The sequence below is a fragment of the Pedobacter sp. MR2016-24 genome (genome assembly GCF_026239655.1).
Taxonomy (GTDB): Bacteria; Bacteroidota; Bacteroidia; order Sphingobacteriales; family Sphingobacteriaceae; genus Pedobacter.
Window position 1 is genome coordinate 441,183 of sequence record NZ_JAPIVO010000006.1, and the last position, 23,413, is coordinate 464,595.

22 protein-coding genes and 2 tRNA genes are annotated in these 23,413 nt (G+C 40.1%); 14 read left to right on the top strand and 10 right to left on the bottom strand.

The window, feature by feature from the left end:
- The first annotated feature begins 122 nt into the window (after positions 1 to 122).
- From OQX62_RS18180 to OQX62_RS18210, 7 genes are all read left to right on the top strand, one after another.
- Positions 123 to 199: transfer RNA gene (locus OQX62_RS18180), tRNA-Asn, on the top strand.
- Positions 200 to 283: 84 nt separating this feature from the next.
- Positions 284 to 360: transfer RNA gene (locus tag OQX62_RS18185), tRNA-Asn, on the top strand.
- 69 nt (positions 361 to 429) lie between these two features.
- Positions 430 to 981, top strand: coding sequence for a biliverdin-producing heme oxygenase (locus OQX62_RS18190; RefSeq protein WP_265833041.1), 552 nt, complete (start codon positions 430 to 432; stop codon positions 979 to 981).
- 11 nt (positions 982 to 992) lie between these two features.
- Positions 993 to 1,388 carry a hypothetical protein gene (locus OQX62_RS18195; protein WP_265833042.1) on the top strand — a complete coding sequence of 132 codons (396 nt, stop codon included), beginning with the start codon at positions 993 to 995 and terminating at the stop codon, positions 1,386 to 1,388.
- Positions 1,389 to 1,434: 46 nt separating this feature from the next.
- Positions 1,435 to 2,061 carry a CDP-alcohol phosphatidyltransferase family protein gene (locus OQX62_RS18200; protein WP_265833043.1) on the top strand — a complete coding sequence of 209 codons (627 nt, stop codon included), beginning with the start codon at positions 1,435 to 1,437 and terminating at the stop codon, positions 2,059 to 2,061.
- Positions 2,062 to 2,100: 39 nt separating this feature from the next.
- Positions 2,101 to 3,504, top strand: a complete 1,404-nt coding sequence (locus OQX62_RS18205) for an ATP-binding protein (RefSeq protein WP_265833044.1) — start codon at positions 2,101 to 2,103, stop codon at positions 3,502 to 3,504.
- A 44-nt stretch (positions 3,505 to 3,548) separates the two neighbouring features.
- Complete coding sequence (locus tag OQX62_RS18210; protein ID WP_265833045.1) at positions 3,549 to 5,210, top strand: response regulator; 1,662 nt, start codon at positions 3,549 to 3,551, stop codon at positions 5,208 to 5,210.
- Here the strand turns inward: OQX62_RS18210 and OQX62_RS18215 are convergent.
- From OQX62_RS18215 to recJ, 4 genes are all read right to left on the bottom strand, one after another.
- Positions 5,207 to 5,821: a hypothetical protein gene (locus tag OQX62_RS18215; RefSeq protein ID WP_265833046.1), complete on the bottom strand. Its 615-nt coding sequence runs from the start codon at positions 5,819 to 5,821 to the stop codon at positions 5,207 to 5,209. The two genes, OQX62_RS18210 and OQX62_RS18215, sit on opposite strands and share 4 nt — an antisense overlap.
- A gap of 431 nt (positions 5,822 to 6,252) precedes the next feature.
- A complete protein-coding gene (locus OQX62_RS18220; RefSeq protein ID WP_265833047.1) occupies positions 6,253 to 7,767 on the bottom strand; it encodes a GH3 auxin-responsive promoter family protein in 1,515 nt (504 codons plus the stop codon).
- Between the two features lie 15 nt (positions 7,768 to 7,782).
- Positions 7,783 to 8,517, bottom strand: coding sequence for an LPS export ABC transporter ATP-binding protein (gene lptB / locus OQX62_RS18225; protein WP_322973763.1), 735 nt, complete (start codon positions 8,515 to 8,517; stop codon positions 7,783 to 7,785).
- Between the two features lie 8 nt (positions 8,518 to 8,525).
- Positions 8,526 to 10,229, bottom strand: coding sequence for a single-stranded-DNA-specific exonuclease RecJ (recJ, locus tag OQX62_RS18230; RefSeq protein ID WP_265833048.1), 1,704 nt, complete (start codon positions 10,227 to 10,229; stop codon positions 8,526 to 8,528).
- Between the two features lie 124 nt (positions 10,230 to 10,353).
- On the opposite strand from recJ, the gene OQX62_RS18235 reads away from it, so the two are divergent.
- Positions 10,354 to 11,118 carry an MBL fold metallo-hydrolase gene (locus tag OQX62_RS18235; RefSeq protein ID WP_265833100.1) on the top strand — a complete coding sequence of 255 codons (765 nt, stop codon included), beginning with the start codon at positions 10,354 to 10,356 and terminating at the stop codon, positions 11,116 to 11,118.
- On the opposite strand, the gene OQX62_RS18240 is transcribed toward OQX62_RS18235, so the two are convergent.
- The 3 genes from OQX62_RS18240 to OQX62_RS18250 form a co-directional block, all read right to left on the bottom strand.
- On the bottom strand, positions 11,105 to 11,518 hold the full coding sequence (locus OQX62_RS18240; RefSeq protein WP_265833049.1) for a response regulator: 414 nt from the start codon (positions 11,516 to 11,518) through the stop codon (positions 11,105 to 11,107). The two genes, OQX62_RS18235 and OQX62_RS18240, sit on opposite strands and share 14 nt — an antisense overlap.
- Positions 11,519 to 11,715: 197 nt before the next feature.
- Positions 11,716 to 14,604 carry an aminomethyl-transferring glycine dehydrogenase gene (gene gcvP, locus OQX62_RS18245; RefSeq protein ID WP_265833050.1) on the bottom strand — a complete coding sequence of 963 codons (2,889 nt, stop codon included), beginning with the start codon at positions 14,602 to 14,604 and terminating at the stop codon, positions 11,716 to 11,718.
- Positions 14,605 to 14,679: 75 nt separating this feature from the next.
- A complete protein-coding gene (locus tag OQX62_RS18250; RefSeq protein WP_265833051.1) occupies positions 14,680 to 15,399 on the bottom strand; it encodes a pyridoxine 5'-phosphate synthase in 720 nt (239 codons plus the stop codon).
- A gap of 190 nt (positions 15,400 to 15,589) precedes the next feature.
- Here OQX62_RS18250 and OQX62_RS18255 point away from each other — a divergent pair, with 190 nt between their 5' ends.
- Positions 15,590 to 16,423, top strand: a complete 834-nt coding sequence (locus OQX62_RS18255) for a polysaccharide deacetylase family protein (RefSeq protein ID WP_265833052.1) — start codon at positions 15,590 to 15,592, stop codon at positions 16,421 to 16,423.
- Between the two features lie 51 nt (positions 16,424 to 16,474).
- Here OQX62_RS18255 and ahcY read toward each other — a convergent pair whose 3' ends face one another.
- Positions 16,475 to 17,791 (bottom strand): adenosylhomocysteinase, encoded by a 1,317-nt coding sequence (ahcY, locus tag OQX62_RS18260; protein ID WP_265833053.1) that lies wholly within the window; start codon positions 17,789 to 17,791, stop codon positions 16,475 to 16,477.
- 253 nt (positions 17,792 to 18,044) lie between these two features.
- Here ahcY and OQX62_RS18265 point away from each other — a divergent pair, with 253 nt between their 5' ends.
- Positions 18,045 to 18,281, top strand: coding sequence for a hypothetical protein (locus tag OQX62_RS18265; RefSeq protein WP_265833054.1), 237 nt, complete (start codon positions 18,045 to 18,047; stop codon positions 18,279 to 18,281).
- Positions 18,282 to 18,396: 115 nt separating this feature from the next.
- Positions 18,397 to 18,807 carry a BrxA/BrxB family bacilliredoxin gene (locus OQX62_RS18270; protein ID WP_265833055.1) on the top strand — a complete coding sequence of 137 codons (411 nt, stop codon included), beginning with the start codon at positions 18,397 to 18,399 and terminating at the stop codon, positions 18,805 to 18,807.
- 73 nt (positions 18,808 to 18,880) lie between these two features.
- Here OQX62_RS18270 and cdaA read toward each other — a convergent pair whose 3' ends face one another.
- Both cdaA and folP read right to left on the bottom strand, forming a co-directional pair.
- Positions 18,881 to 19,672 (bottom strand): diadenylate cyclase CdaA, encoded by a 792-nt coding sequence (gene cdaA, locus OQX62_RS18275; RefSeq protein ID WP_265833056.1) that lies wholly within the window; start codon positions 19,670 to 19,672, stop codon positions 18,881 to 18,883.
- A 28-nt stretch (positions 19,673 to 19,700) separates the two neighbouring features.
- A complete protein-coding gene (gene folP / locus OQX62_RS18280; RefSeq protein ID WP_265833101.1) occupies positions 19,701 to 20,558 on the bottom strand; it encodes a dihydropteroate synthase in 858 nt (285 codons plus the stop codon).
- A gap of 64 nt (positions 20,559 to 20,622) precedes the next feature.
- Here folP and OQX62_RS18285 point away from each other — a divergent pair, with 64 nt between their 5' ends.
- Genes OQX62_RS18285 through OQX62_RS18295 form a run of 3 tightly spaced genes read left to right on the top strand, consistent with a single transcriptional unit; the run spans position 20,623 to position 23,412 of the window.
- Entirely contained in the window at positions 20,623 to 21,159 is a 537-nt protein-coding gene (locus OQX62_RS18285; protein ID WP_416276586.1) for a DUF1599 domain-containing protein, read from the top strand.
- A gap of 40 nt (positions 21,160 to 21,199) precedes the next feature.
- Positions 21,200 to 22,351, top strand: a complete 1,152-nt coding sequence (locus OQX62_RS18290; RefSeq protein ID WP_265833058.1) for a BT_3928 family protein — start codon at positions 21,200 to 21,202, stop codon at positions 22,349 to 22,351.
- 5 nt (positions 22,352 to 22,356) lie between these two features.
- Entirely contained in the window at positions 22,357 to 23,412 is a 1,056-nt protein-coding gene (locus OQX62_RS18295; RefSeq protein ID WP_265833059.1) for an ABC transporter permease, read from the top strand.
- The last annotated feature ends 1 nt before the right edge of the window (position 23,413 follow it).

The window sequence follows — 23,413 nt, forward strand, 5'->3', positions numbered from 1 at the left end:
TGATTTTTTTCTCTGCAAATATTGCATAAATAATTTAAAAGCCCTAATATTGCATTCCCAAAACGAACGAGACTTTATGTTGTTTATTAAAGTCAGAAAGCGTTTTCGGATAACCAGAGTACTCCTTCTTAGCTCAGCTGGTTAGAGCATCTGACTGTTAATCAGAGGGTCGCTGGTTCGAGCCCAGCAGAGGGAGCCAGATTAAAAACCTTTCAGTTCACACTGAAAGGTTTTTCTGTTAAAGTAGAGGGCATTGCCTTTTTAAATAGTAACCAGAATGAATTCCTTCTTAGCTCAGCTGGTTAGAGCATCTGACTGTTAATCAGAGGGTCGCTGGTTCGAGCCCAGCAGAGGGAGCCAATAAAAAGCCCTTTTTTCGTAAGAAAGAAGGGCTTTTTTGCTATCTTCGCTTTCCGCTAATACAATTACATGCTAAGTACAAAAATTAAAGAAGCAACGAAATCAGCACACCAGGGACTGGAAAAAAAAGTGGTGCTTAAAATGAAGGCTATCCGCAGCAATGCCGACTATGCGGATCTGCTAAAGCATTTTTATGCTTATTTTAACGCTGTTGAAAAAGCAATTAAACCATATATCACCACTGATTTGCTCCCTGATCACGCAGAACGCCGTAATTCTGAATACCTGAAAAAAGATATTGAGGAATTAGGATCTCAAGTAGATGATCTTCCTGCAGTTACGCTGCCTGAAATTAACAATACTTTGCAGGCGCTGGGTGCGATGTATGTGATGGAAGGTTCAATTATGGGCGGACCTATTATTGTACAGATGCTGGGTAAATACGGAGTAAATACTGGTGTATCTTTCTTTTCAGGTTATGGTGAAGCAACAGGGATGATGTGGGGGAAGTTTGTTGGGGTAATGAACGCTGAAGCAAAATCGGAAGAGGAAAAGGATATCGCAGTTCTTGCTGCAAATGAGACTTTCGAGCGATTTTCTAAAGTGTTTGGTACTGCGTAATAAAAGAACTGATGACTAAAGGAAGAACTGATCTTAATGCCAGCCTCAAAGCTGTCAGGTTGTTTAATACTGGTGAGGGCGACTGCACATTTGAGCTTGGAAGGATACCAACGAGTCAGCCAATCAATATGAACTTCTTTTTTGCTCAGACACATATTGACCCTTATCAGGAAGTTGCACACCCTGCACCAAGGCTCCAGTACGTGGTCACATTAAAGGGAAAACTTAGGTTTAAGGTGACCAATGGGGATACTTTTATGATTGAGCCGGGTATTTTATTGCTTGCAGAAGATATTGCCGGACCGGGTCATACCTGGGAATTAGTTGAAGGGGATGAATGGCAAAGACTATATATAGCGTTTGAAGAGGGAACTGATACCCAATTTATTCCAGACGTAACCAGCTGATAATTTGTTCAGAGGAAATAAATTGTTCTATATTGCAATATGTTTTATGCAAAATAAGATGCGCAAGTACCTGATCAAAATTCCAGCCCTTCTCATTTACAGCCGTTTGGTCTTTAGTGTTTTAATTTTACTGTTAAGCATTAATCAGCCGTCGCAATTCAGGTTAATTATCAATATCTTGTTAATCACAGGGTTGATTTCAGATATCTTTGATGGCATTATTGCACGTAAACTCAATGTTTCTACAGTCAGGCTAAGAAGATTGGATTCTGCCGTTGATCAGGTTTTCTGGATCAGTGCAATGGTCGCTGCTTATATCGTTTGTACTCCTTTTTTTCAAGTGAACATGGTGTTATTGATGCTGCTCTTCTCCATGGAGGGACTTACCTATCTGATCAGCTACATCAGGTTTAAAAAAGAAGTAGCTACACATGCAATTTCTTCCAAAATATGGACTTTAACTATTCTTGCAACGCTTGTACAGATCATTGCAACTTGTGATTCCTCATGGTTATTTATGGTTTGCGTTTACGCTGGTATGATCACAAGGCTGGAAATCATAGCGATACTTTTTACGCTGCGTAATTGGGAAAATGATATCCCCTCTTTGTACCATGCGATTCAGATCCGTCAGGGAAAGCCTGTGAAAAGAAATAAAATGTTTAATGGCTGATCGATCCCAGCGTAAAAAATAAATAGCTAATTTTAGGTCATGCAAACTGTAACTATTTCCTGGCTGAAATCACTAGAAGTTTTTGACAATGTTCCCGACGAACAATTGCAATGGTTCATAGATAATAGCGATTATCAATGGTTTGATGCAGACGATTTTCTGCTTGAACCAGGCAAGCCGCTCACAGGACCTCATTTGATTGTTTCAGGGGTAATGCATTTTTATATCATCCGTGATGGGGGCAGAAATGAATATGCTGATTTCGTAAAGGGAGATGTTACTGGCTATCTTCCTTATTCCCGTGGTAAAGTAAGTATAGGCTATGCCCAGGCGAGAGTAGATACCCAACTGATGAGTTTCCGTTCAGAAAAGATGATGGAAATGATCAAGGAGCAATTTGAACTTACGCAGGCTCTGGTACATGTGATGACCAACAGGGTTAAAAACTTCACACAAATACGGCAGCAGAATGAAAAAATGATGGCTTTGGGTAAACTTTCTGCAGGGCTTGCCCATGAATTAAATAACCCTGCATCCGCAATTGTGCGTGATTCAATGTCCCTAAAAGAACATTTAAAACTTAATGCAAATACCCTTAAGGGCTTCGTTACCATTAAAATGGACGAAGATCAGGCCGACGCAATGAATGAAGAACTTTTCAAAGTGCTGTCTGTAACTGACAGGCCGCATCTTTCACTAAAGGAACGTACACAGCGTGAGGATGATATTGCAGACTGGTTTGATGAAATAGAGGTAGAAAATAGTTACACTATCGCAGAGAGTTTCGTTGATTTCAATTTTACTGTAGATGATCTGAAGAGCTGTGCAAAGCATATACCTTCACAACATGTTTCGGCTGTTTTTAACCGTGTAAGTAATCTGTTGGTTACTGAAAGAATGGTTGACGATATCCAGGAGTCTTCCAACAGAATTGCCACACTGGTTAATTCTGTTAAAAATTTCACGCATATGGATAGAGGGGAAGACAAACAGTTTGCTGATATCCACGTTGGTATCCGTAATACGCTGACCATGCTTGGACATAAAGTAAGGAGTGGCAATATTACGGTGGTAGAAGATTACGATCTGAGCCTGCCGAAGGTCAATGCGCTGATTGGTGAATTGAATCAGGTGTGGACTAACCTGATTGACAATGCCATTGATGCTATGGAAACCAATGGGAAAGGGACGCTGACGTTAAAAACTGAGAGAGATAAGGAATTTGTACAGGTGTTTGTGATGAATGACGGACCTGAGATTCCTGAAGAAACATTACAGAAAATCTTCGACCCCTTTTTTACGACAAAACCTATGGGGAAGGGAACAGGAATGGGATTGGAGACCGTTCAGCGTATCGTTCAGCAGCAGCACAATGGCTCTGTAAAAGTAAAGTCGACCCCTCAACGTACTGAATTTATTATCTGTTTTCCCATTGATGGCTAACCCCTATTTTATTTTTTTTATTCACTGATTACGACAAGATAAATATGAATCGCCCGATAATTTTTACGATAGATGATGATCCCCAGGTATTGCGTGCAATTAGCCGTGACCTGAAAAAACAATATGGTAATGAGTATAAAATTCTGAGTACAACTTCTGCAAATGAAGCATTGGAAAGCATTACGGAATTAAAGAATAGTGATGATGTAGTCGCCCTGTTTTTATGCGACCAGCGCATGCCGGAAATGGAAGGAGTGGAGTTTTTGGAAAAAGCAATAAAGATATTCCCTGAGGCTAAACGTGTATTATTAACTGCCTATTCTGACACCGCAGCTGCGATAAGGGCAATAAATGATGTTAGGCTGGATTATTATCTGGTTAAACCCTGGGATCCACCTGAAGATAAATTATACCCGGTGATTAATGACCTGCTGGATGATTGGCAGAGTGATTATGTACCGGAATTTAAAGGTATTAAGGTAGTCGGATTTCAGTTTTCGCCACAATCGCATCTCATCAAGGATTATCTGGCGAGTAACCTGATTCCTTATCGCTGGCTGGATATACAAAAGAATCCTGATGCTGCAGAATATTTACAAATAAATAAGCTTGTTCATGCAGATTTGCCACTGGTGTTTTTTGAGGATGGTACTTTTTTAATCAAACCTTCTATCAAAGATATTGCTGCTAAAATTGGTAAAAACTCACAAGTTATACATGATATATATGATGTAGTGATTATTGGGGCCGGGCCTGCCGGTATGGCTGCAGCCGTGTATGGCGCATCAGAGGGATTAAAGACCTTAATGATAGAGCGAAAAGCTCCGGGCGGACAGGCAGGTACAAGCTCGCGGATTGAGAATTATCTGGGCTTCCCGGCAGGATTGAGCGGGGCAGATCTTACAAGAAGAGCAATCAGTCAGGCTGAACGATTGGGCGCAAATCTTTTATCACCACAGTCGGTGAGTGATATTAAGCAGAAAGACGGATATAAAACCATCATTTTAGAAGGCGGCGGAGAAATTATCAGTCGTACTGTGGTGATTACTACCGGTGTAGATTACCGTAAGCTTGAAGTGAAAGGAGTGGAAGATTTTACGGGTGCGGGCATTTATTATGGTGCTGCAACTACCGAGGCTTTCGCCTGTAAAGACAAAGATGTTTATATTATCGGAGGTGGTAATTCTGCGGGGCAGGCGGCGATGTACCTTTCCAAATTTGCGAAAGATGTTTATATCATTATCCGTAAAGATGGATTGGCTGCAACGATGTCTTCTTATTTAATAGACCAGATTGGCAGTACAGCTAATATTCATGTACTGGGCAATACAGAAGTAATTGAAGCCATTGGGGATAAATGCCTGGAGAAGCTGACCCTGATTAATGTGAAAACAAAAGAAACGGTTACAAAAGAAGCGGAAGCGCTTTATATTTTTATAGGGGCAAAGCCATATACTGACTGGCTGCAACTGGACATTATTAAAGATGGTAAAGAATTTATCGAAACAGGCAGAGAGCTTCGGAATTATGAAGGCTTTACAAAAATCTGGAAATTAGCACGTGATCCATATCTTTTAGAAACCAGTTGTGCAGGTATTTTTGCGGCGGGTGATGTTAGGGCGGGTGCAATGAATCGGGTGGCTTCGGCTGTGGGGGAAGGATCTATGGCGATCAGCTTTGTACATAAATACCTGGCAGATGTCTAACTATCTGCAGGTGACTTTGGATTGTCATTGTCAGCCACGGATATATTTAGTTTTTTTTGAATATCACTAATAGATTTTTCTATCCGGGCAGCCATCGTAAATACCTTTTCTGCCGGCATCTCTTTGGCAGACAGTAATTGTGCGTATAAAGACATCGAAGTCATCGGGTTCTTCAGGTCATGTATCAGCCGGCGCAGATTTTCGTCGGCTTTATTTTTTTCGTTGATATGATCCAGCCGGTTCTCCAGTTTTTCAATTACCATTTTTGCTAATAATTGCAAAACACGGCTTTGTTTTTCAGTCAACTGCTGGTGTGGTATGTTGTCGGTTACCGTCAGGGTACCAATAACAAAGTTATCGGGGGTAATCAACCTTATACCTGCGTAGAAGCGGATGTCTTCATTTAAGTCATGGACTACTGTAATTTGGTCCCCGGTAATTGTCGTCGCATACAAACCATGCTCATCCTCACTTCTATCTGAAAAATTTACTGCCGCTACACCCGTATCAAATATCTCTGCGGCGAGTAAAATAATATGATCGAGATTCAACTCTTCCACTGTTTCCGGAAGTTCATAGCTAAGTAGCTTATTATAAGTTAAAGGATCCATAATTTTTTATATAAAAGCTGCTATACCAGGCTGTAGAAATAAAACGAAACAGTTTTAAATGTCAGCTTTTAAGTAGTGGTTGTATTAAATGAAAGAGAACGTCTTTTTGGAGTGATTGTTGTTGAAAGCTTATTTTATCCAGATAAGGATCTGTTTCAGGAAAGCGCTGTAATTTGCGCATGGCAGAGATAAATGAATGGATTGAACATGTAAAATAGTATTAATAAAATGGAATTCATCAAAATTTGTTTCGGATTTATAAAGTTTCTCATCTCTAAGGTATAGTAGAGCAGCTTTATTCGTTAATGAGGGATTATTTAAAACGCTGATTATTGCATATAAAACTGTACACATTTATAAAAATATAGTATAGTTTTATATGCAAAGTCTGTTCAATTACCAAACTGTATAATAATTTTTATTATATCACGTTAGGGCTGGATCAGAGGTAAGATCTCATCAACATATTTCCTTTCGTTTGCCAGTCTGGGAACTTTGTGTTGTCCACCTAGCTTTCCTTTGGATTTTAGCCAGTTGTAGAATGTATCATGGGGAGCATTGTGTACCTTAGGTCTGCATAATGCAAGATTATTGAATCTTTTCGCATCGTAATCTGAGTTCACCTCCCTAAGTGTCTGATCCAATACATCTACAAACTTTTCGAAATTATCAGGCTGCTGATCAAATTCAATGATCCATTCATGGCCCCCTGCAGCATTACCTTTAAAATAAATCGGACATGCTGTATAATCCTTAAACGCGGCGCCGGTTTCCTTACAGGCCTTACTGATGGCCTGTTCAGCATTGTCAATAATGACTTCTTCACCAAAGGCATTGATAAAATGTTTTGTGCGCCCGGTTATTTTAATCCTGTAGGGTGACAGTGAAGTAAATTGCACCGTATCACCAATTACGTAACGCCATAGCCCGGCATTGGTAGAGATCACTATTGCATAATTTTTATCCAGTTCTACTTCTCCAAGACAAAGCGTAACAGGATTTTCTGACTCCAGCTGATCAAGCGGTAAAAACTCATAGTAAATGCCATAATCCAGCATCAATAACATTTCCTCTGAGCTTACCTGATCCTGTATGCCAAAGAAGCCCTCAGATGCATTATAGGTTTCCAGGTAATACATTTCCTCACTCGGGATCAATTCTTTAAACTGGTCCCTGTAAGGATTAAAGTTAACCGCACCATGGAAGTATAATTCGAGGTTTGGCCATACTTCTAATAAATTCTTTTTACCGGTTATTTCCAATACCTTTTTAGCGAGTACGATTGTCCAGGTTGGTACGCCGGATATATTGGTCACATTTTCTTTGATGGTTGCTTCTGCCATCCGGTCCATCTTCTGCTCGTAGTCATCCATCAGCGCAATCGACATATCAGGAGTACGATAGTATTCTGCCCACATGGGCAGATTTTTAATCAATACCGCAGAAAGATCCCCGTAATAAGAATCTTCATTAAGCTGATTGATCTGGTGACTTCCACCTAATACCAGAGCCTTTCCTGTCAGGATCTGGTTGCCGGGTTTATTTTTACAAAAGATAGAAATCATATCTTTTCCACCCTTATAATGGCATTCTTCCAATGCTTCAGGAGATACAGGAATAAACTTACTTCTGTCACTTGTAGTGCCGGAAGATTTAGCGAACCATTTAATTTCAGAAGGCCAGAGGATATTCTGCTCGCCCTTCAGCATGCGTTCTATATATGGTTTTAGCGTATCGTAATTCTGCAGCGGCACACGCTGTTTAAACTGCTCACAATTCTCAATAGATCTGTAATCATATTTTTTTCCCCATTCTGTGTTTTCTGCGCAGGAAATCAACGTGTGAAACCATTCTTCCTGTACATCCAGCGGATATTTCATGAAAAGCTCTATCTGGTGGACGCGCTTCTTCATGTACCATGAAAAAATTGAATTTACAATTGCCATATTTGGTTAGATAGATTATAGGTTTTTACTGCGAAGTACAAAATTTGAGCCTAAATATACTTTCCTGACCATCTCGTTGGCGGCAAGTACCTCAGGGGTTCCGGATTCTAATATTTTACCTTCAAAGAGGAGATAAGCCCTGTCGGTAATAGAAAGAGTTTCCTGAACGTTGTGATCAGTAATCAATATACCTATATTTTTATTTCTAAGTTTTGCTACAATAGTTTGTATCTCTTCTACCGCAATTGGATCGACCCCTGCAAAAGGCTCATCCAGTAAAATGAAGTTTGGACTTGCCGCTAATGCCCTGGCAATTTCCGTCCTTCTTCTTTCTCCGCCAGACAATAGATCACCTCTGTTTCTGCGTACTTTATGGAGACTAAATTCATTGATTAATTCTTCCAATTTATCCTGACGTTCATCTTTCTTCATGTCCGTCATCTCCAATATGGAGAGAATATTCTCTTCTACAGTAAGTTTCCTGAACACAGAAGCTTCCTGAGCCAGGTAACCGATTCCCTTCTGGGCTCTTTTATACATGGCATCCTTTGTAATATCCTCATCATCCAGGAAAATTGTTCCTTCATTTGGCTTGATGAGACCTACAATCATATAAAATGAAGTTGTCTTTCCTGCTCCGTTAGGGCCTAAAAGACCTACAATTTCTCCCTGGCTTACATTGAATGATACATCATTCACCACAGTTCGTTGCTTGTATTTTTTTATAAGATTATCGGCTCTTAATATCATCAGGTCTATTAATTATGAATTTTTATCGCTTTAATATTCAATTGTAAACGTTTCTGCTCTTTCCAGGTATTTTCCTCTATGGTATAACATATCGAAAAAGGCTGATCCGGCCGCAGCAGTTGTTCAAATTCTGCCAGGCCGAATCCAATGGTCTCAAAAATAGCTGAATTTTGTTGTTTAACACTCAACTTTAAATGTTTTGTACCAACAATATAAGGACGGCCCACAAAACTCATGTTTTTACTTATAAATACAGGGGCCGGATTCATAGGACCAAAAGGTGCCATCTGCGCAATGATCCGTTGAAACTTACCGTCAATCTGGTTCAGTTCAATCTCATTGTCTATATGTATTTCAGGACAAAGCAGGTCTTCGGTAATGGTTGATGATACAATTTCCTCAAAACGCTCAGAAAAAGCAGTTATATTCTCCTTTTTCATGGTTAAACCAGCGGCAAACTTGTGTCCGCCAAACTGTTCAAGCAAGTCCGAACAGCCCAGTAAAGCCTCATATAAATCGTACCCGGCCACAGAACGGGCAGATCCCGTAAGAAAGCCATTTGAGTGGGTAAGTACTATGGTAGGGCGGTAATATTTTTCAGTTAATCTGGAGGCCACGATACCAATAACGCCTTTATTCCAGTTTTCATTATATACTACAGTGGTTTTCTTGTCAATAAGTAACTGCGATTCATCTATCAGTGCCAAAGCTTCAGCTGTAATGTTCTGATCGGATGTTTTACGGTCACTGTTCTGCAGATTGATAAACAGGCTTTGTTCCTTTGCCAGATCATCTGCTGTACACAGCAACATTTTAACAGCCTGATTACCGTGGTCCATACGTCCTGCGGCATTAATTCGTGGGGCCAGTGTGAACACGACATCGGTTATGGTCAGATCTTTCGTTTTTCCAAAACTCTCCATCAGTGCTTTTAAGCCCGTACATGGATTACTATTTAGTTTGATTAGTCCGAAATAAGCCAGTGTGCGATTTTCATCTATTATGGGTACAATATCCGCAGCTATACTCACCATCACCAGATCCAGATACTGCTCATATGTGGAAGCAGGTAAATCGTGCGTGATGCAGTAAGCCTGGGCAAGTTTAAATCCGATCCCACAGCCTGCCAGCTCCTTAAAGGGGTAAGGGCAGTCATGTCGTTTAGGATCCAGTACTGCAATTGCTGCAGGGAGTTCGTCCCCAGGTAAATGGTGGTCACATATAATAAAATCAATATGTAGCGTATTGGCATAATCAATTTTATCATTCGATTTGATTCCACAATCCAATGCAATGATCAGTGTGATATCATTTGCCTTTGCATAATCGATTCCTATGGTAGAGATTCCATATCCTTCTTTGTGCCTGTCAGGAATGTAATAAATGATATCGGAGGTAAACTGACTGAAAAAGCTGTATGCCAGCGCAACAGAAGTAGTGCCGTCTACATCATAATCTCCATAAATCATGATTTTCTCACCCGCAGCTAAGGCTTCATCAATTCTTTGAATGGCCTTTCCCATGTCCTTCATTAAAAAAGGATTATGTAACTGGGACAATTGAGGTCTGAAAAAGTCTTTTGCTTCTTCAAAGGATTGGATTCCCCTTTGGACTAAAATTTGTGCTAAGCTTGTATCTATATTTAATTGCTGTGCAAGCAGTCCGGTAGTTTCTGTATCTCCCTGTACCATCTGCACCCATCTTTTCTCCATGTACTATTTGTTATTCTTGATTGGTAATAGCGCTCATATGACCATAAATCGATACATGTTACATATCTTTGCGATCAATTCGTAAAGATATCATTAATTATTCTTTTGACTAATACCTATGCCATTGCAAGTTTTCACTTTATTTGAAGGATCTTATTCTGTAGCTGCCGATAAAAAGTTCGTTCCTTTTGATCCTCAGAAAGATAATCCAAAAGACAGACCCGCCTCCTTATTTATTAATGTGCAGCCCTTTCTTGTGCAGCTGAATGATAAATTACTTGTACTCGATACCGGTTTAGGATACAGCAATGAACAGGGAGAACTGATTTTACATGAGAACATCAGGAAACATGGTTTTGATCCTGCGGATGTGGATTACGTATTGATGTCACATTTGCATTATGACCATTCCGGTGGTATGGTACATAAGGAGAATAACGGTATGGAACTGAGTTTTCCTAATGCTACGTATGTCATTCAGCGTGGTGAATGGGAAGGTGCATTTACCAATTCTTCTTCTTCATACAGGACTGAAATATTTGATTTTCTACAGCGTAATGCACAACTGACTTTCGTAGATGAGTCGGGCGAATTTTTACCAGGCATTACCCATGAATTAACAGGTGCACATACCCCTTACCACCAGGCATGGCTCCTGGAAGACGGTGAAGAAAAAGTATTCTTCGGAGGTGATGTATTGCCTGAACCAGAAGAATTGCTCAGGAAATTTATCGCAAAATACGACTATGATGGCCGTAAAGCCATGGAACTGAGAGAGGAGTTTGGCAAAAGAGCCGCTGCTGAAAACTGGAACTGCCTTTTTTATCATGGCAAGACCAGGGCAACAGGATTCATCGAGCTGAATGACGGAAATTTTAAGATTGTATAGCCTGCGTATCTTTTCCTTCAAAAAGCTCAATCAGACGTTCGATAGACAGGGGTTTAGAAATAAACCCTTTAACAGCTTTATACGTTTTTGCTTTTTCGATATCATTTTCATACACTGAAGAAGAAAGCATATACATATCTATCTCTTTATCAATACCCAGCTTCTCATATGCCTCAAGGAATTCCCATCCGTTAAGCACCGGCATATTAATATCTATTAAAATCAGGTGTGGCAATGACTGTCCACTACCAATTAGTTCCTTTACATAGTCAATAGCAAGCTGTCCGTTGGTTTTTGCTACCATTCTTGCGTCATACCCTGTTTTCTCTACGATTTTTTTAATAATAAATATGTTAATATCATCATCGTCAATTACAAGGAGATCAATTTTAGCGTTCATCGGGGTAATATATTTATAAAATAATAAAGGACTGCAAAATAAAGATATAAAATAGAAATGTAAACTAGCATTATAGGAATCAAATTTCACAAAAAAAGGGCCATTACTAATAATGACCCCTTTTTGAAGTGTTAATAATACATTTATTTACCACTGATTATAATCAGTTTGGCCTTGATATAAATTGCTGAGTAAAATTATACTGCAGCAGCTTCTTCTTCCATGTAACTTTCTATCGGTGGACATGCACAGATCAATGCACGGTCGCCATGTGAATCATTTACTCTTCCAACAGCTGGCCAGAATTTATGTTCTGCAACATAAGGTAAAGGGAAAGCTGCAGTTTTTCTGCTATATGAATGTGCCCAGTCATCTCCGGTAACCTGAGCTGCTGTATGCGGCGCATTTTTCAATGGGTTATCCTGTCTGTCCAGATCACCTTGCTCAATTGCACTGATCTCATTTCTGATAGCGATTAAAGCGTCGCAGAAACGATCAAGTTCATGTTTAGGCTCACTCTCTGTTGGCTCAACCATCAATGTGCCGGCAACAGGGAAAGATACTGTAGGTGCATGGAATCCATAATCCATTAGTCGTTTAGCAATATCAACTACCTCAATGCCATAGCTTTTAAATCCGCGGCAATCAAGGATCATCTCATGTGCACAACGGCCATTGCTGCCCGAATATAAAACCGGGTAGTGTTCCTCCAAGCGTGCTTTCATATAATTCGCATTCAGAATAGCATACTCTGTTGCTTTTTTCAGTCCTTCACCACCCATCATTGCGATATAGGCATGAGAGATAATTAGGATAGAAGCAGATCCCCATGGAGCAGAAGAAACGGCAGGAATAGATTTTTCATTGTTGATATCTACAACAGCATGCCCCGGTAAATATTTAACCAGGTGTGCAGCTACGCCGATAGGTCCCATACCCGGGCCACCACCACCATGTGGAATACAGAAGGTTTTATGTAAGTTAAGGTGACAAACGTCTGCACCGATATTAGCCGGACTTGTTAATCCAACCTGTGCGTTCATGTTAGCACCATCCATGTAAACCTGACCGCCATTGGCATGTATCACTTCACAAATCTCTACGATACTTTCCTCAAATACACCATGTGTAGATGGGTAAGTTACCATAAAGCAGGAAAGATTTGCAGCATGTTCTTCAGCTTTCGCTTTTAAATCGGCCACATCAATATTACCCTGCTCATCACATTTTACGATCACAATTTTCATACCTGCCATTGCAGCAGACGCAGGGTTGGTACCATGCGCTGAAGAAGGGATCAATGCAATATTACGCTGATGATCGCCACGATCCTGGTGGTAAGCTCTGATCACCATTAAACCAGCATATTCACCCTGAGCACCAGCATTAGGCTGTAAACTCATGGCTGCAAATCCAGTGATTTCACTTAACCATTTATCCAGTTCATTGAATACGGTATAGTAACCCGCTACCTGATCTGCAGGAGCGAAAGGATGCACCTGACCAAATTCAGCCCATGTTACAGGGATCATTTCTGTTGTCGCATTCAGTTTCATTGTGCATGAACCTAAAGCAATCATAGAGTGACAAAGAGAAAGATCTTTTGCCTCTAATGATTTGATATAACGCAGCATCTCATGTTCCGAGTGATGGGAGTTAAATATAGGATGCGTTAAATAAGCAGATGTTCTTTGCAGCGCTGCCGGTATTACGGTTTCTACGTTATTCTCTATTGCAAGCTCAACGTTATCAGCTGAAATTGCTTTTACTTTAGAAAATATTTTGTTCAGTAATTTAATGTCCTCAATACTTGTTGTTTCATCTAAAGCGATTGTAGCAACAGTTCCATTGTAATGAAGATTGATCTCATTGTCAATACATTCTCTGTGAATCGAATCTTTTAAATCACCAAGATCAATCTGGATTGTATCAAAGTAAACATCGTTCATTTGTTTGTAGCCAATGCTTTCCAGTGATGCAGAAAGTGCTATAGCTAAACCGTGCGTTCTTTCTGCAATTAACTTCAGGCCTTTAGGGCCATGGTAAACCGCATAAAAACCTGCCATAATAGCTAATAAAGCCTGTGCAGTACAGATGTTTGAAGTTGCCTTATCTCTACGGATATGTTGCTCTCTTGTTTGAAGAGCCATACGTAAAGCATAGTTATTATGGCTATCAATGGTTACACCAATAATACGTCCCGGAATAGAACGTTTGTATTCATCTTTAGTAGCGAAAAATGCTGCATGCGGACCACCAAAGCCCATTGGTACACCAAAACGTTGTGTAGTACCTACAACGATATCAGCTCCCCATTCTCCCGGAGGAGTAAGTAAAGTCAGACTCAGTAAGTCGGCCACTACCGTTAACTTCACATTTTTATGGTGCAGACTGTCCGCAAATTCGCGGTAATCGAATACCTGACCATTACCTGCCGGGTACTGAACAATTGCACCGAAGAAATTGTCAGTGATTTCAAAAGTAGTATGATCACCTATTACAAGCTCAATTCCAAATGGATTTGCACGTGTTTTTAAGATATCTATAGTTTGAGGGAAAAGAAGTGACGAAACAAAAAATTGTTTGGCCTGTTGATTTTTGCGTAAGCTGTATTGCATAAACATAGCTTCTGCAGCTGCAGTACCTTCATCCAACAAAGAAGCATTGGCAATTTCCATTCCGGTAAGATCAATCACCAGTGTCTGGAAGTTTAACAATGCCTGTAAACGTCCCTGTGCAATTTCAGCCTGGTATGGCGTATATTGTGTATACCATCCTGGATTTTCGAATACGTTACGCAGTATTACACCAGGGGTTGTCGTGTCATAATAACCTTGGCCGATATAAGATTTAAAAACCTTATTGAGAGAGGCGGTTTGTTTAAGACTGGCGAGGTATTCTTTTTCAGATTTTGCAACTGGCAAATTCAAGGGCTGTTTTAACCTGATTTTCTGAGGAACAGTTTGTTCAATTAACTCAGCAACAGAACCCAGACCAAGGGTATTTAACATTGCATCTGTGTCGTCAGCATTTGGGGCAATGTGACGGTCTTTAAAGTCTTCTTTGTAATGAATGTTTAAGCTCATGAAGTGTAGCAATAAATTTGCGCAAAGGTACTAAAATTTCATTTCATTTTTAGAGGAATAAACCCCCGCAGATGTTTACTTTACCAATTGTCTCAGGTACATTTGAACGGTATTCTCGAGACCTAAATATAAAGCATCACTGATCAGCGCATGGCCGATAGATACTTCCAGTAAATTAGGGATATTGTCTGCAAAATATTTCAGGTTATGCAAATCCAGATCATGACCGGCATTAATTCCCAATCCCAGTTTATTGGCAGTATGTGCAGCCTGTGTATAAGGCGTAATTGCTTTAACTTTATCGATGTGGTAATTTGCTGCGTATGATTCTGTGTACAGTTCTATTCGGTCTGTGCCTGTTGTCTGCGCAGCCTCGATCATTTCTCTGACAGGATCAACAAATATAGAAACACGAATGCCTTCCTGCTGAAAAAGACTGACCATCTCTCTCAGGTAGCTTTGATGTTTTATAGTGTCCCAGCCATGATTAGAAGTTATCTGGCCCTCTATATCCGGAACAAGTGTTACCTGTGCCGGTTTATTTGCCAGCACAAGATCTACAAATTTTTGCTCGCGGCAATTGCCTTCAATGTTAAATTCTGTGGCAATAATCGCCTTTAAATCAGATACATCCTGATAACGTATATGACGTTCATCAGGTCTTGGATGAACAGTTATTCCCTCCGCACCGAAACGTTCACAGTCCAGCGCCACTTTGACCAGGTCTGGGTTATTCCCTCCGCGACTATTGCGTAAAGTGGCTATTTTATTGATATTTACTGATAGTTTTGCCATAAGCAAAGATAATTCATTAAATATGAACAGGTATAATATTATTGTAAACAGATTATTTAGAGGACTTCTTATCTGCTTTTTATTGATAATTAGTGTAATAGCCGTTAAGGCACAAATAGTCATTAAAAACTATAGCCGCTTCAATGGAGTTATGCAATACAAGACTAAGGATTTACTTATTCTGCGGAAAATGGAAAGGAATGCTCACTTGTTATATCTTGCAGTAGATCCGCAAACCCTCAATACCTTGCTTATTTCTGCTGCTGAAGGTAAAGTGATCCCCATGAGTGCAGCAGTTGTACAGGATCATTTTAACGGGACACCATATTTTAATGCAATAGCTGCTGCAGGCAAACAGTCAATTGCATTACAGAATGCAGGAATTACACATGGATTTCCGAAAGAAAAAGGCATAACATTAACAATTGATCTTTGCCCGTCCCATAAGTCGCTGGACCGGATTATCTTTACTCAGCTGATGACAGAATTTAAAAAGATTGAACAGCCTGTACCGATAGCTTTATCTATTACGGGCAGATGGATGCTTACGCATGCAGATGATCTGAACTGGTTAAAAGAACTGATCCGCAGCAAACAAATTAATGTGACCTGGGTCGATCATTCCTATAATCATCATTTTAGCCCGGCATCCCCGCTGAGAACCAACTTTTTGCTTGAACCAGGAACAGATATGAATTTTGAGATCCTTGGTACAGAACTGACGATGTTGCAACATGGTTTATTGCCCTCGGTATTTTTCAGGTTTCCGGGACTGGTTTCTGATCAGCAGGTAGTAGACAAAGTGCTGGCCTATGGAATTATCCCGGTAGGAAGTGACGCATGGCTGGCTAAAGGTCAGCAACCATCTGCGGGAAGTATTGTATTGATCCATGGAAATGGTAATGAGCCGGTAGGAGTGGCCGATTTTATTAAACTGTTAAAAAGTAAGTCGCCCGCTATTATGGGTAAACAATGGCTGATGTACGACCTCACAGAAAGTGTAGGGAATGAATTTGGTCAATAAAAAAGGGATGCAGCCCGTTAAGACGCATCCCTTTTTTTTATCGTAAACAGATTAGTATCTGTAAGCGTCTCCTTTAAACGGACCTTCAACAGGTACGCCGATATAGTCAGCCTGATGCGTATCCAATACGTCTAATTCAACACCAATTTTAGCTAAGTGTAAACGTGCTACTTTTTCATCCAGGTATTTAGGAAGAACATATACTTTGTTCTCATATTTTCCCGGGTTCATCCATAACTCTAATTGAGCTAAAGTCTGGTTAGTGAAAGAAGCAGACATTACAAAGCTAGGGTGGCCAGTAGCACAACCTAAGTTTACCAAGCGTCCTTCAGCTAATAAGATCACATCTTTACCGTCGATAGTATATTTATCTACCTGAGGTTTGATCTCCACTTTAGTATCACCGTAGTTAGTATTTAACCAGGCAACATCAATTTCATTATCAAAGTGACCGATGTTACATACGATAACTTTATCTTTCATTGATTTAAAATGTTCTGCACGAACGATGTCACAGTTACCAGTTGTAGTCACAACGATATCAGCTTCTTTAACCGCATTAGCAAATTTCTTCACTTCATAACCTTCCATTGCAGCTTGTAATGCACAGATAGGATCAATTTCTGAGATGATCACACGTACGCCTTGTGAGCTTAATGATTCAGCAGAACCTTTACCAACATCACCGTAACCAGCAACAACAGCAACCTTACCAGCCATCATCACATCGGTAGCACGACGGATTGCGTCAACTAATGATTCACGACATCCGTATTTGTTATCAAATTTAGATTTCGTAACTGAATCATTCACGTTAATCGCAGGTAAGTGTAAAGTTCCGTTTTTCATACGTTCGTATAAACGGTGAACACCTGTAGTTGTTTCTTCCGATAAACCTTTGATTGCAGCAATCAGCTCAGGGAACCTGTCAAAAACCATGTTGGTTAAATCACCACCATCATCTAAGATCATGTTTAATGGCTGCTGCTCCGGACCAAAGTGTAAAGTTTGTTCAATACACCAGTCAAATTCCTCTTCATTCAAACCTTTCCAGGCGTAAACCTGGATGCCTGCAGCAGCAATAGCAGCAGCAGCGTGATCTTGTGTAGAGAAAATATTGCATGATGACCAGGTCACTTCTGCACCTAGTTCAACTAAAGTTTCAATTAAAACTGCAGTCTGGATAGTCATATGCAGACAACCTGCAATGCGCGCACCTTTTAAAGGTTTTGACGGCCCAAATTCTTCACGTAATGACATTAGACCCGGCATTTCTGCTTCTGCTAATCCAATTTCTTTACGGCCCCATTCTGCCAGTGAAATATCCTTTACTTTGTAAGGGATGTAAGTAGTCTCTACTGATGACATATTGTTTTTGTTTATGCACGTGTTAGCGTGCTGATTTGTAATTTGTTTTTCAGGTTTGTTGAGTGATGCTGTAATCCTGACGGTTATCGGCAGCCTTTTTCAATACCATTCAATAGTACAAAATTAAGCAATAGTTTTACCAAATTCAAAGTTAAGACCCGCGAATAAAATATGTTACACTAAAATGTTGCTAAAAGATTTTGACAAAACCCGGAACTAATTTTATATTTAAATATAATTTTATTTAGCGGCCATGAACCAGGATTCCGAAAAATCGGCTGAACATCTGATTTCAGATCTTAGAAGCACTATCTTATCTTTTGACCATAGTGATAAACGCAGAAATACCAGTTTGTTTAAATACTCATTTATTGGATTATTGATCTTCACGGCGATATTCTTTCTTGGGTTTTATATTGCGAAAAAAATAAATTCTCCGGAACACAAGTCGGTTAAGAGTATCCGCAGTAGTTCTTCCAAAGGATTATAATCCAAAGTAATTTGAAGGTAAAAAACCCATGCACTAAATACTAAAGCTTTGATGCTATACTGCCTTGATGTACCTTTGTTGCATAATTATAAATTTAATATAAAAGCATTTAGATATGTATCCAGAATATTTAGTTGAACCAATGCGCGCAGAGCTTACTAAAGTAGGTTTTGAAGAAGCAAAAACAGCAGAAGATGTAGACAATGCACTTACTGGTGAAGGAACTGTTCTTGTAGTTGTTAACTCTGTTTGTGGTTGCGCTGCAGCAAATGCACGCCCTGCAGCAAGAATGGCAGCAGCAAATGAAAAACACCCTGATAAATTAATCACTGTTTTTGCTGGTATGGAGAAAGAAGCGGTAGATAAAGCAAGAAGTTACATGATGCCTTTTCCTCCATCTTCACCTGCAATGGCATTATTTAAAGATGGTAAATTGGTTCATATGATCGAGCGTCATCAAATTGAAGGTCGCCCGGCTCAGATGATTGCTGAAAACCTGATTGGTGCATTCGAGCAATACTGCTAGTCAATAAAATGTAAGCCGGTGTAAACCGGTACGAAGATCCGGCCATTGTGCCGGATTTTTTTATACCCTGTTTTTAGAAATCTTTGTTGAGTAACTTTTCCAGTTCGCCAAAAGATACATTCATCCGTACCCTGCCTTGTTTTGCATAAGCAATCTCTCCGGTTTCTTCTGATATGATCACGGCGACTGCATCCGTAGTTTCCGAAACACCGATACCTGCCCGGTGGCGTAACCCGAATTGTGGGGGGAGCTTATCGTTATCAGTCAGTGGCAAGATGCAGCTCGCACTCTTAATCTTGTTTTCTGAAATCACCACTGCACCATCATGCAGCGGACTATATTTCTGGAATATGCTTTCCAGTAAACGCTTGGATATTTTTGAGTCTATTACCTCACAGCTGTTCGCAAAAAGCTGATCATCATAAAATTTAACAAAGACAATCAGTGCGCCTGTCCGCGATTTCTTCATGCTTTTGCAGGCATCAATAATAGGCTTTATACGGACGAGATTATCCCTCTCCGTATCTTTGCCGCCAAAAAGGTATCCCCACCATGCTTTATTTTTCTGCAGAAAGGTGTTTTTTCCAATAAGTAACAGAAAGCGGCGGATCTCCGGCTGAAAGATGACGATGAGCGCAATAATACCCACGCTCATAAATTTATTCAGGATAGTGGAGAGCAGGCGCATATTTAATGCATCGACCACAAAATATAAGATCAGAATAATGAACATCCCCAGTAACAGGTTAACTGCCAGTGTATTCTTGATCAGGTTATAGGTATAGTAAATTAAAAAGGCAACGAACAGGATGTCCACTACATCAGTAATTGTTATCGTTAGAAAATCAAAGTCGAAGCCTTTCATGATGCAATTTAATTATTTTAAGGATATATTATTGCTGCTGCATTTTCTCCACCAATGCAATACATTCTGCCGCAGCCCTCACATCATGCACTCTTAAAATGGCTGCTCCTTTTTGCAAAGCAAGTGTGTTTAATACCGTAGTGCCATTCAAAGCCGTTTCCGGTGTAATCCCTAAAAATTTATAGATCATTGATTTTCTGGAGAAGCCAACCAGTACCGGTAGTTCAAAAATATCCAGATTTCCCATATCATTTAATAACTGGTAATTGTGGTCTGTTGTTTTTGCGAAGCCAAAACCGGGATCAAGAATCAGGTCTGCCACACCCATATTTTTCAGTGTACGTACCTTATCCGAAAAGTAATCCACCACTTCTAATCCTACATTCGTATATACCGGATCTTTCTGCATGGTCTGCGGCGTACCCTGCATATGCATAATGATATAAGGAACATTTAGTGCTGCAATCGTTTCAAACATGGCTTCATCCATGTTCCCTGCTGAAATATCGTTAATAATATGTGCACCTGCTGCTATACTTTCCTCCGCTACCTTAGCACGGAAAGTATCAATAGATAGTTTTGCAGCGGGAAAACGTTCACTAATCGCACTGATCACAGGAATAATTCTTGCCAGCTCTTCATCAGTACTCACATCTGCTGCACCGGGCCGGGAAGAATAAGCACCAATATCTATGAATGCCGCTCCTTCTGTTAAGCAGGTTTCTGCTCTTCTTAATGCTTCGTCTACTGAGCGGTTACGACTCTCACTGTAAAAGGAATCTGGTGTGAGATTCAGGATACCCATTACACATGGTTTGCTCAGATCGAACAGCTCGCCTTTAAGGTTTAGTGTTATTTTTCGGTTTAAAAACGTATCTTTAGCCATCATACTGCAGGCAAAAATACAGTATTAAAATAGCTTTAAACTAAATATTTCAATTGTTTTGGCAATAGACACCTCCAACGAATACGATTCAGTTATAGCGGTTTGCAAATCGCTTTTTTTAAAGAAAACCAAGGACTACGGAACTGCATGGCGCATTCTCCGTCTGTCTTCTATCACAGACCAGTTGTTTATCAAAGCACAGCGCATCCGTACTTTGGAGGAAAAGAAAATCTCTAAAGTGGGAGAGGGGATCATTCCGGAGTATATAGGGATCATCAATTACTGTGTGATTGCAATGATGCAGCTCAACCTTAACGAAGACGATCCGAATGAACTGGAGCTGAGTCTTGTAGAGACATTGTTTGATCAGAAGGTGAAAGAAACCAAAGAACTGATGTTTGCTAAAAACCACGATTACGGAGAGGCATGGAGAGATATGCGGATCAGCTCACTGACAGACCTGATCCTGATGAAAGTATTCAGGGTAAAACAAATCGAGGATAACCTGGGTGCAACGCTTGCTTCCGAGGGAGTAAATGCCAATTACCAGGATATGCTGAACTATGCAGTTTTTGCACTGATTAAAATGGACGTAAAATAAAGACAGCCACAGCGGATAACGCACAAATAAACCACAGGTAATGAACAAAATCGCGCTTAACTTTTCAAGACTCTTTGTAGGAATACTTTTTATTTTCTCTGGCCTGATCAAGGCAAATGATACCCTGGGCTTTGGTTACAAACTGGAAGAATATTTTGATGTATTTCATATGTCCTTCTTTAGTCCGTATGCCACATTAATAGCCGGTTTTCTTTGCGTACTTGAAATTGTTCTTGGCGCATTGTTGTTACTCGGTTTCTGGGGTAAAAAGGTGTCGGCTGGACTACTTGCCATCATTGTGTTTTTTACCTTTCTTACTTTTGTCTCTGCATATTTTAAAGTGGTCACCTCCTGCGGCTGTTTTGGTGATGCGATTCCACTTACGCCATGGCAATCGTTTTCAAAAGATCTGGTATTGCTGGTACTGATTGTGTATATCTTTATACAGCGGGACAAAATTGTGCCTGTAACTGCCAATGTCGCTCAGCAGAAAGTGATCTGTATTGCTGTGACAGCAATTGCGGTTATTTTCCCTATTTATACGCATACTTACCTTCCCGTGATTGATTTCCTGCCTTATAAAGTGGGTGCCAATCTGCCTCAACTGATGAGTATCCCGGCTGGTGCTGCACCGGATGAGTTTCTGATCATGTACAACCTTAAAAATAAGGCTACGGGAGAAAAGAAAGTAATGAGCGATAAAGAATACCTGAAGTCGGGTATCTGGAAAGATAACAACTGGGAGATTATCGGCGACCCAGATCAGAAACTGATCAAAAAAGGGTACGAAGCTAAAATCAAAGATCTGATCATCAGCGATGCTGCCGGTACAAATTACACAAAAGAACTGATCGAAAATCCCTATTATAATCTGATTATTGTAGCTTATAATCTGAATGATACCAATGAGGATGGAATTGCAAAACTTAATGCACTTACTTTAAATGCTACTGAGCAGTTTAATATCCGTACGGTATTGCTAACCTCTAATTCTGCACAGGATGCAGGCGTATTCAGCAAGAGAATGAAATTGTTTGCAGAGGTCTTTTACGCTGATGGCGTGCCGCTGAAGAGCATGGTTAGGGCTAACCCCGGAGTTTTATTACTTAAAAATGGAGTAGTGATTAACAAATGGAGTTTCAACGCAATGCCTTCCTTTGATCAGTTAGCCGAGCGCTACTTTAGTAAATAATTAAAATGTGGACCTATGCATTGAAGAAACTCATGTACGGACTCGCTGTCATGGCAGGTGTAATACTCATAGTTTTTATTTTGTTCAATGTATTGCCCGGAGATCCGGCGAGAATGACTTTAGGGCAGCGTGCAGATGTGCAATCGCTTGAAGCGGTGAGAAAGGAATTTGGTCTTGACCGCTCCAAACCTGTACAGTTTGTATTGTTCATCAATGACCTTTCACCTTTAAGTTTTCATGAGCATACTGTAGCAGTACAGCAGAAATACCATTTTGTTACATTGCTGACTTTCAGTAAAAACGTATTAGTTTTAAAATATCCTTATTTAAGGCGCTCTTATCAAACAAAAAGAGAGGTCACAACCATTCTTTCGGAGACTGTACCCAATACATTTGTGCTGGCCTTTACGGCAATGTTATTTGCTACATTGACTGGCGTTTTACTGGGAGTGCTTTCCGCTGTTCATAAAAATACATGGATAGATCATGCCGCTAATGCTTTCGCCATATTAGGCGTTTCAGCACCATCCTTCTTTGCAGGAATTATTATCGCCTGGCTGTTTGGGTTTGTGCTCGGACCATTAACGGGTTTAAATATGTCAGGCAGCCTTTATAGTTATGATCCTTTCAAAGGAGAAGTGCTTACGCTTAAAAATCTGATCCTGCCTATGATCACTTTAGGTTTAAGGCCGCTTGCTATAATTGTACAGCTTACCCGCTCTGCAATGCTTGACGTTCTTGCGCAGGATTATATCCGTACTGCGCGCGCTAAAGGATTAAGCCGCAATTCGATTATTTATAAACATGCATTGAGAAACGCCATGAACCCGGTAATTACCGCGATTTCCAGCTGGTTCGCTTCTCTTTTGGCAGGCTCTTTTTTTGTAGAATATGTTTTTGGCTATAACGGATTGGGGCGTGCGACGGTCAAAGCGCTGGAAATGTCAGATTTTCCTGTTGTAATGGGGGCAATAATTTTTATTGCCTTTGTATTCATAGTAATTAATATTTTAGTAGATGTTTTGTATTCCTTTGCTGATCCAAGGGTAAAATTAGCTTAAA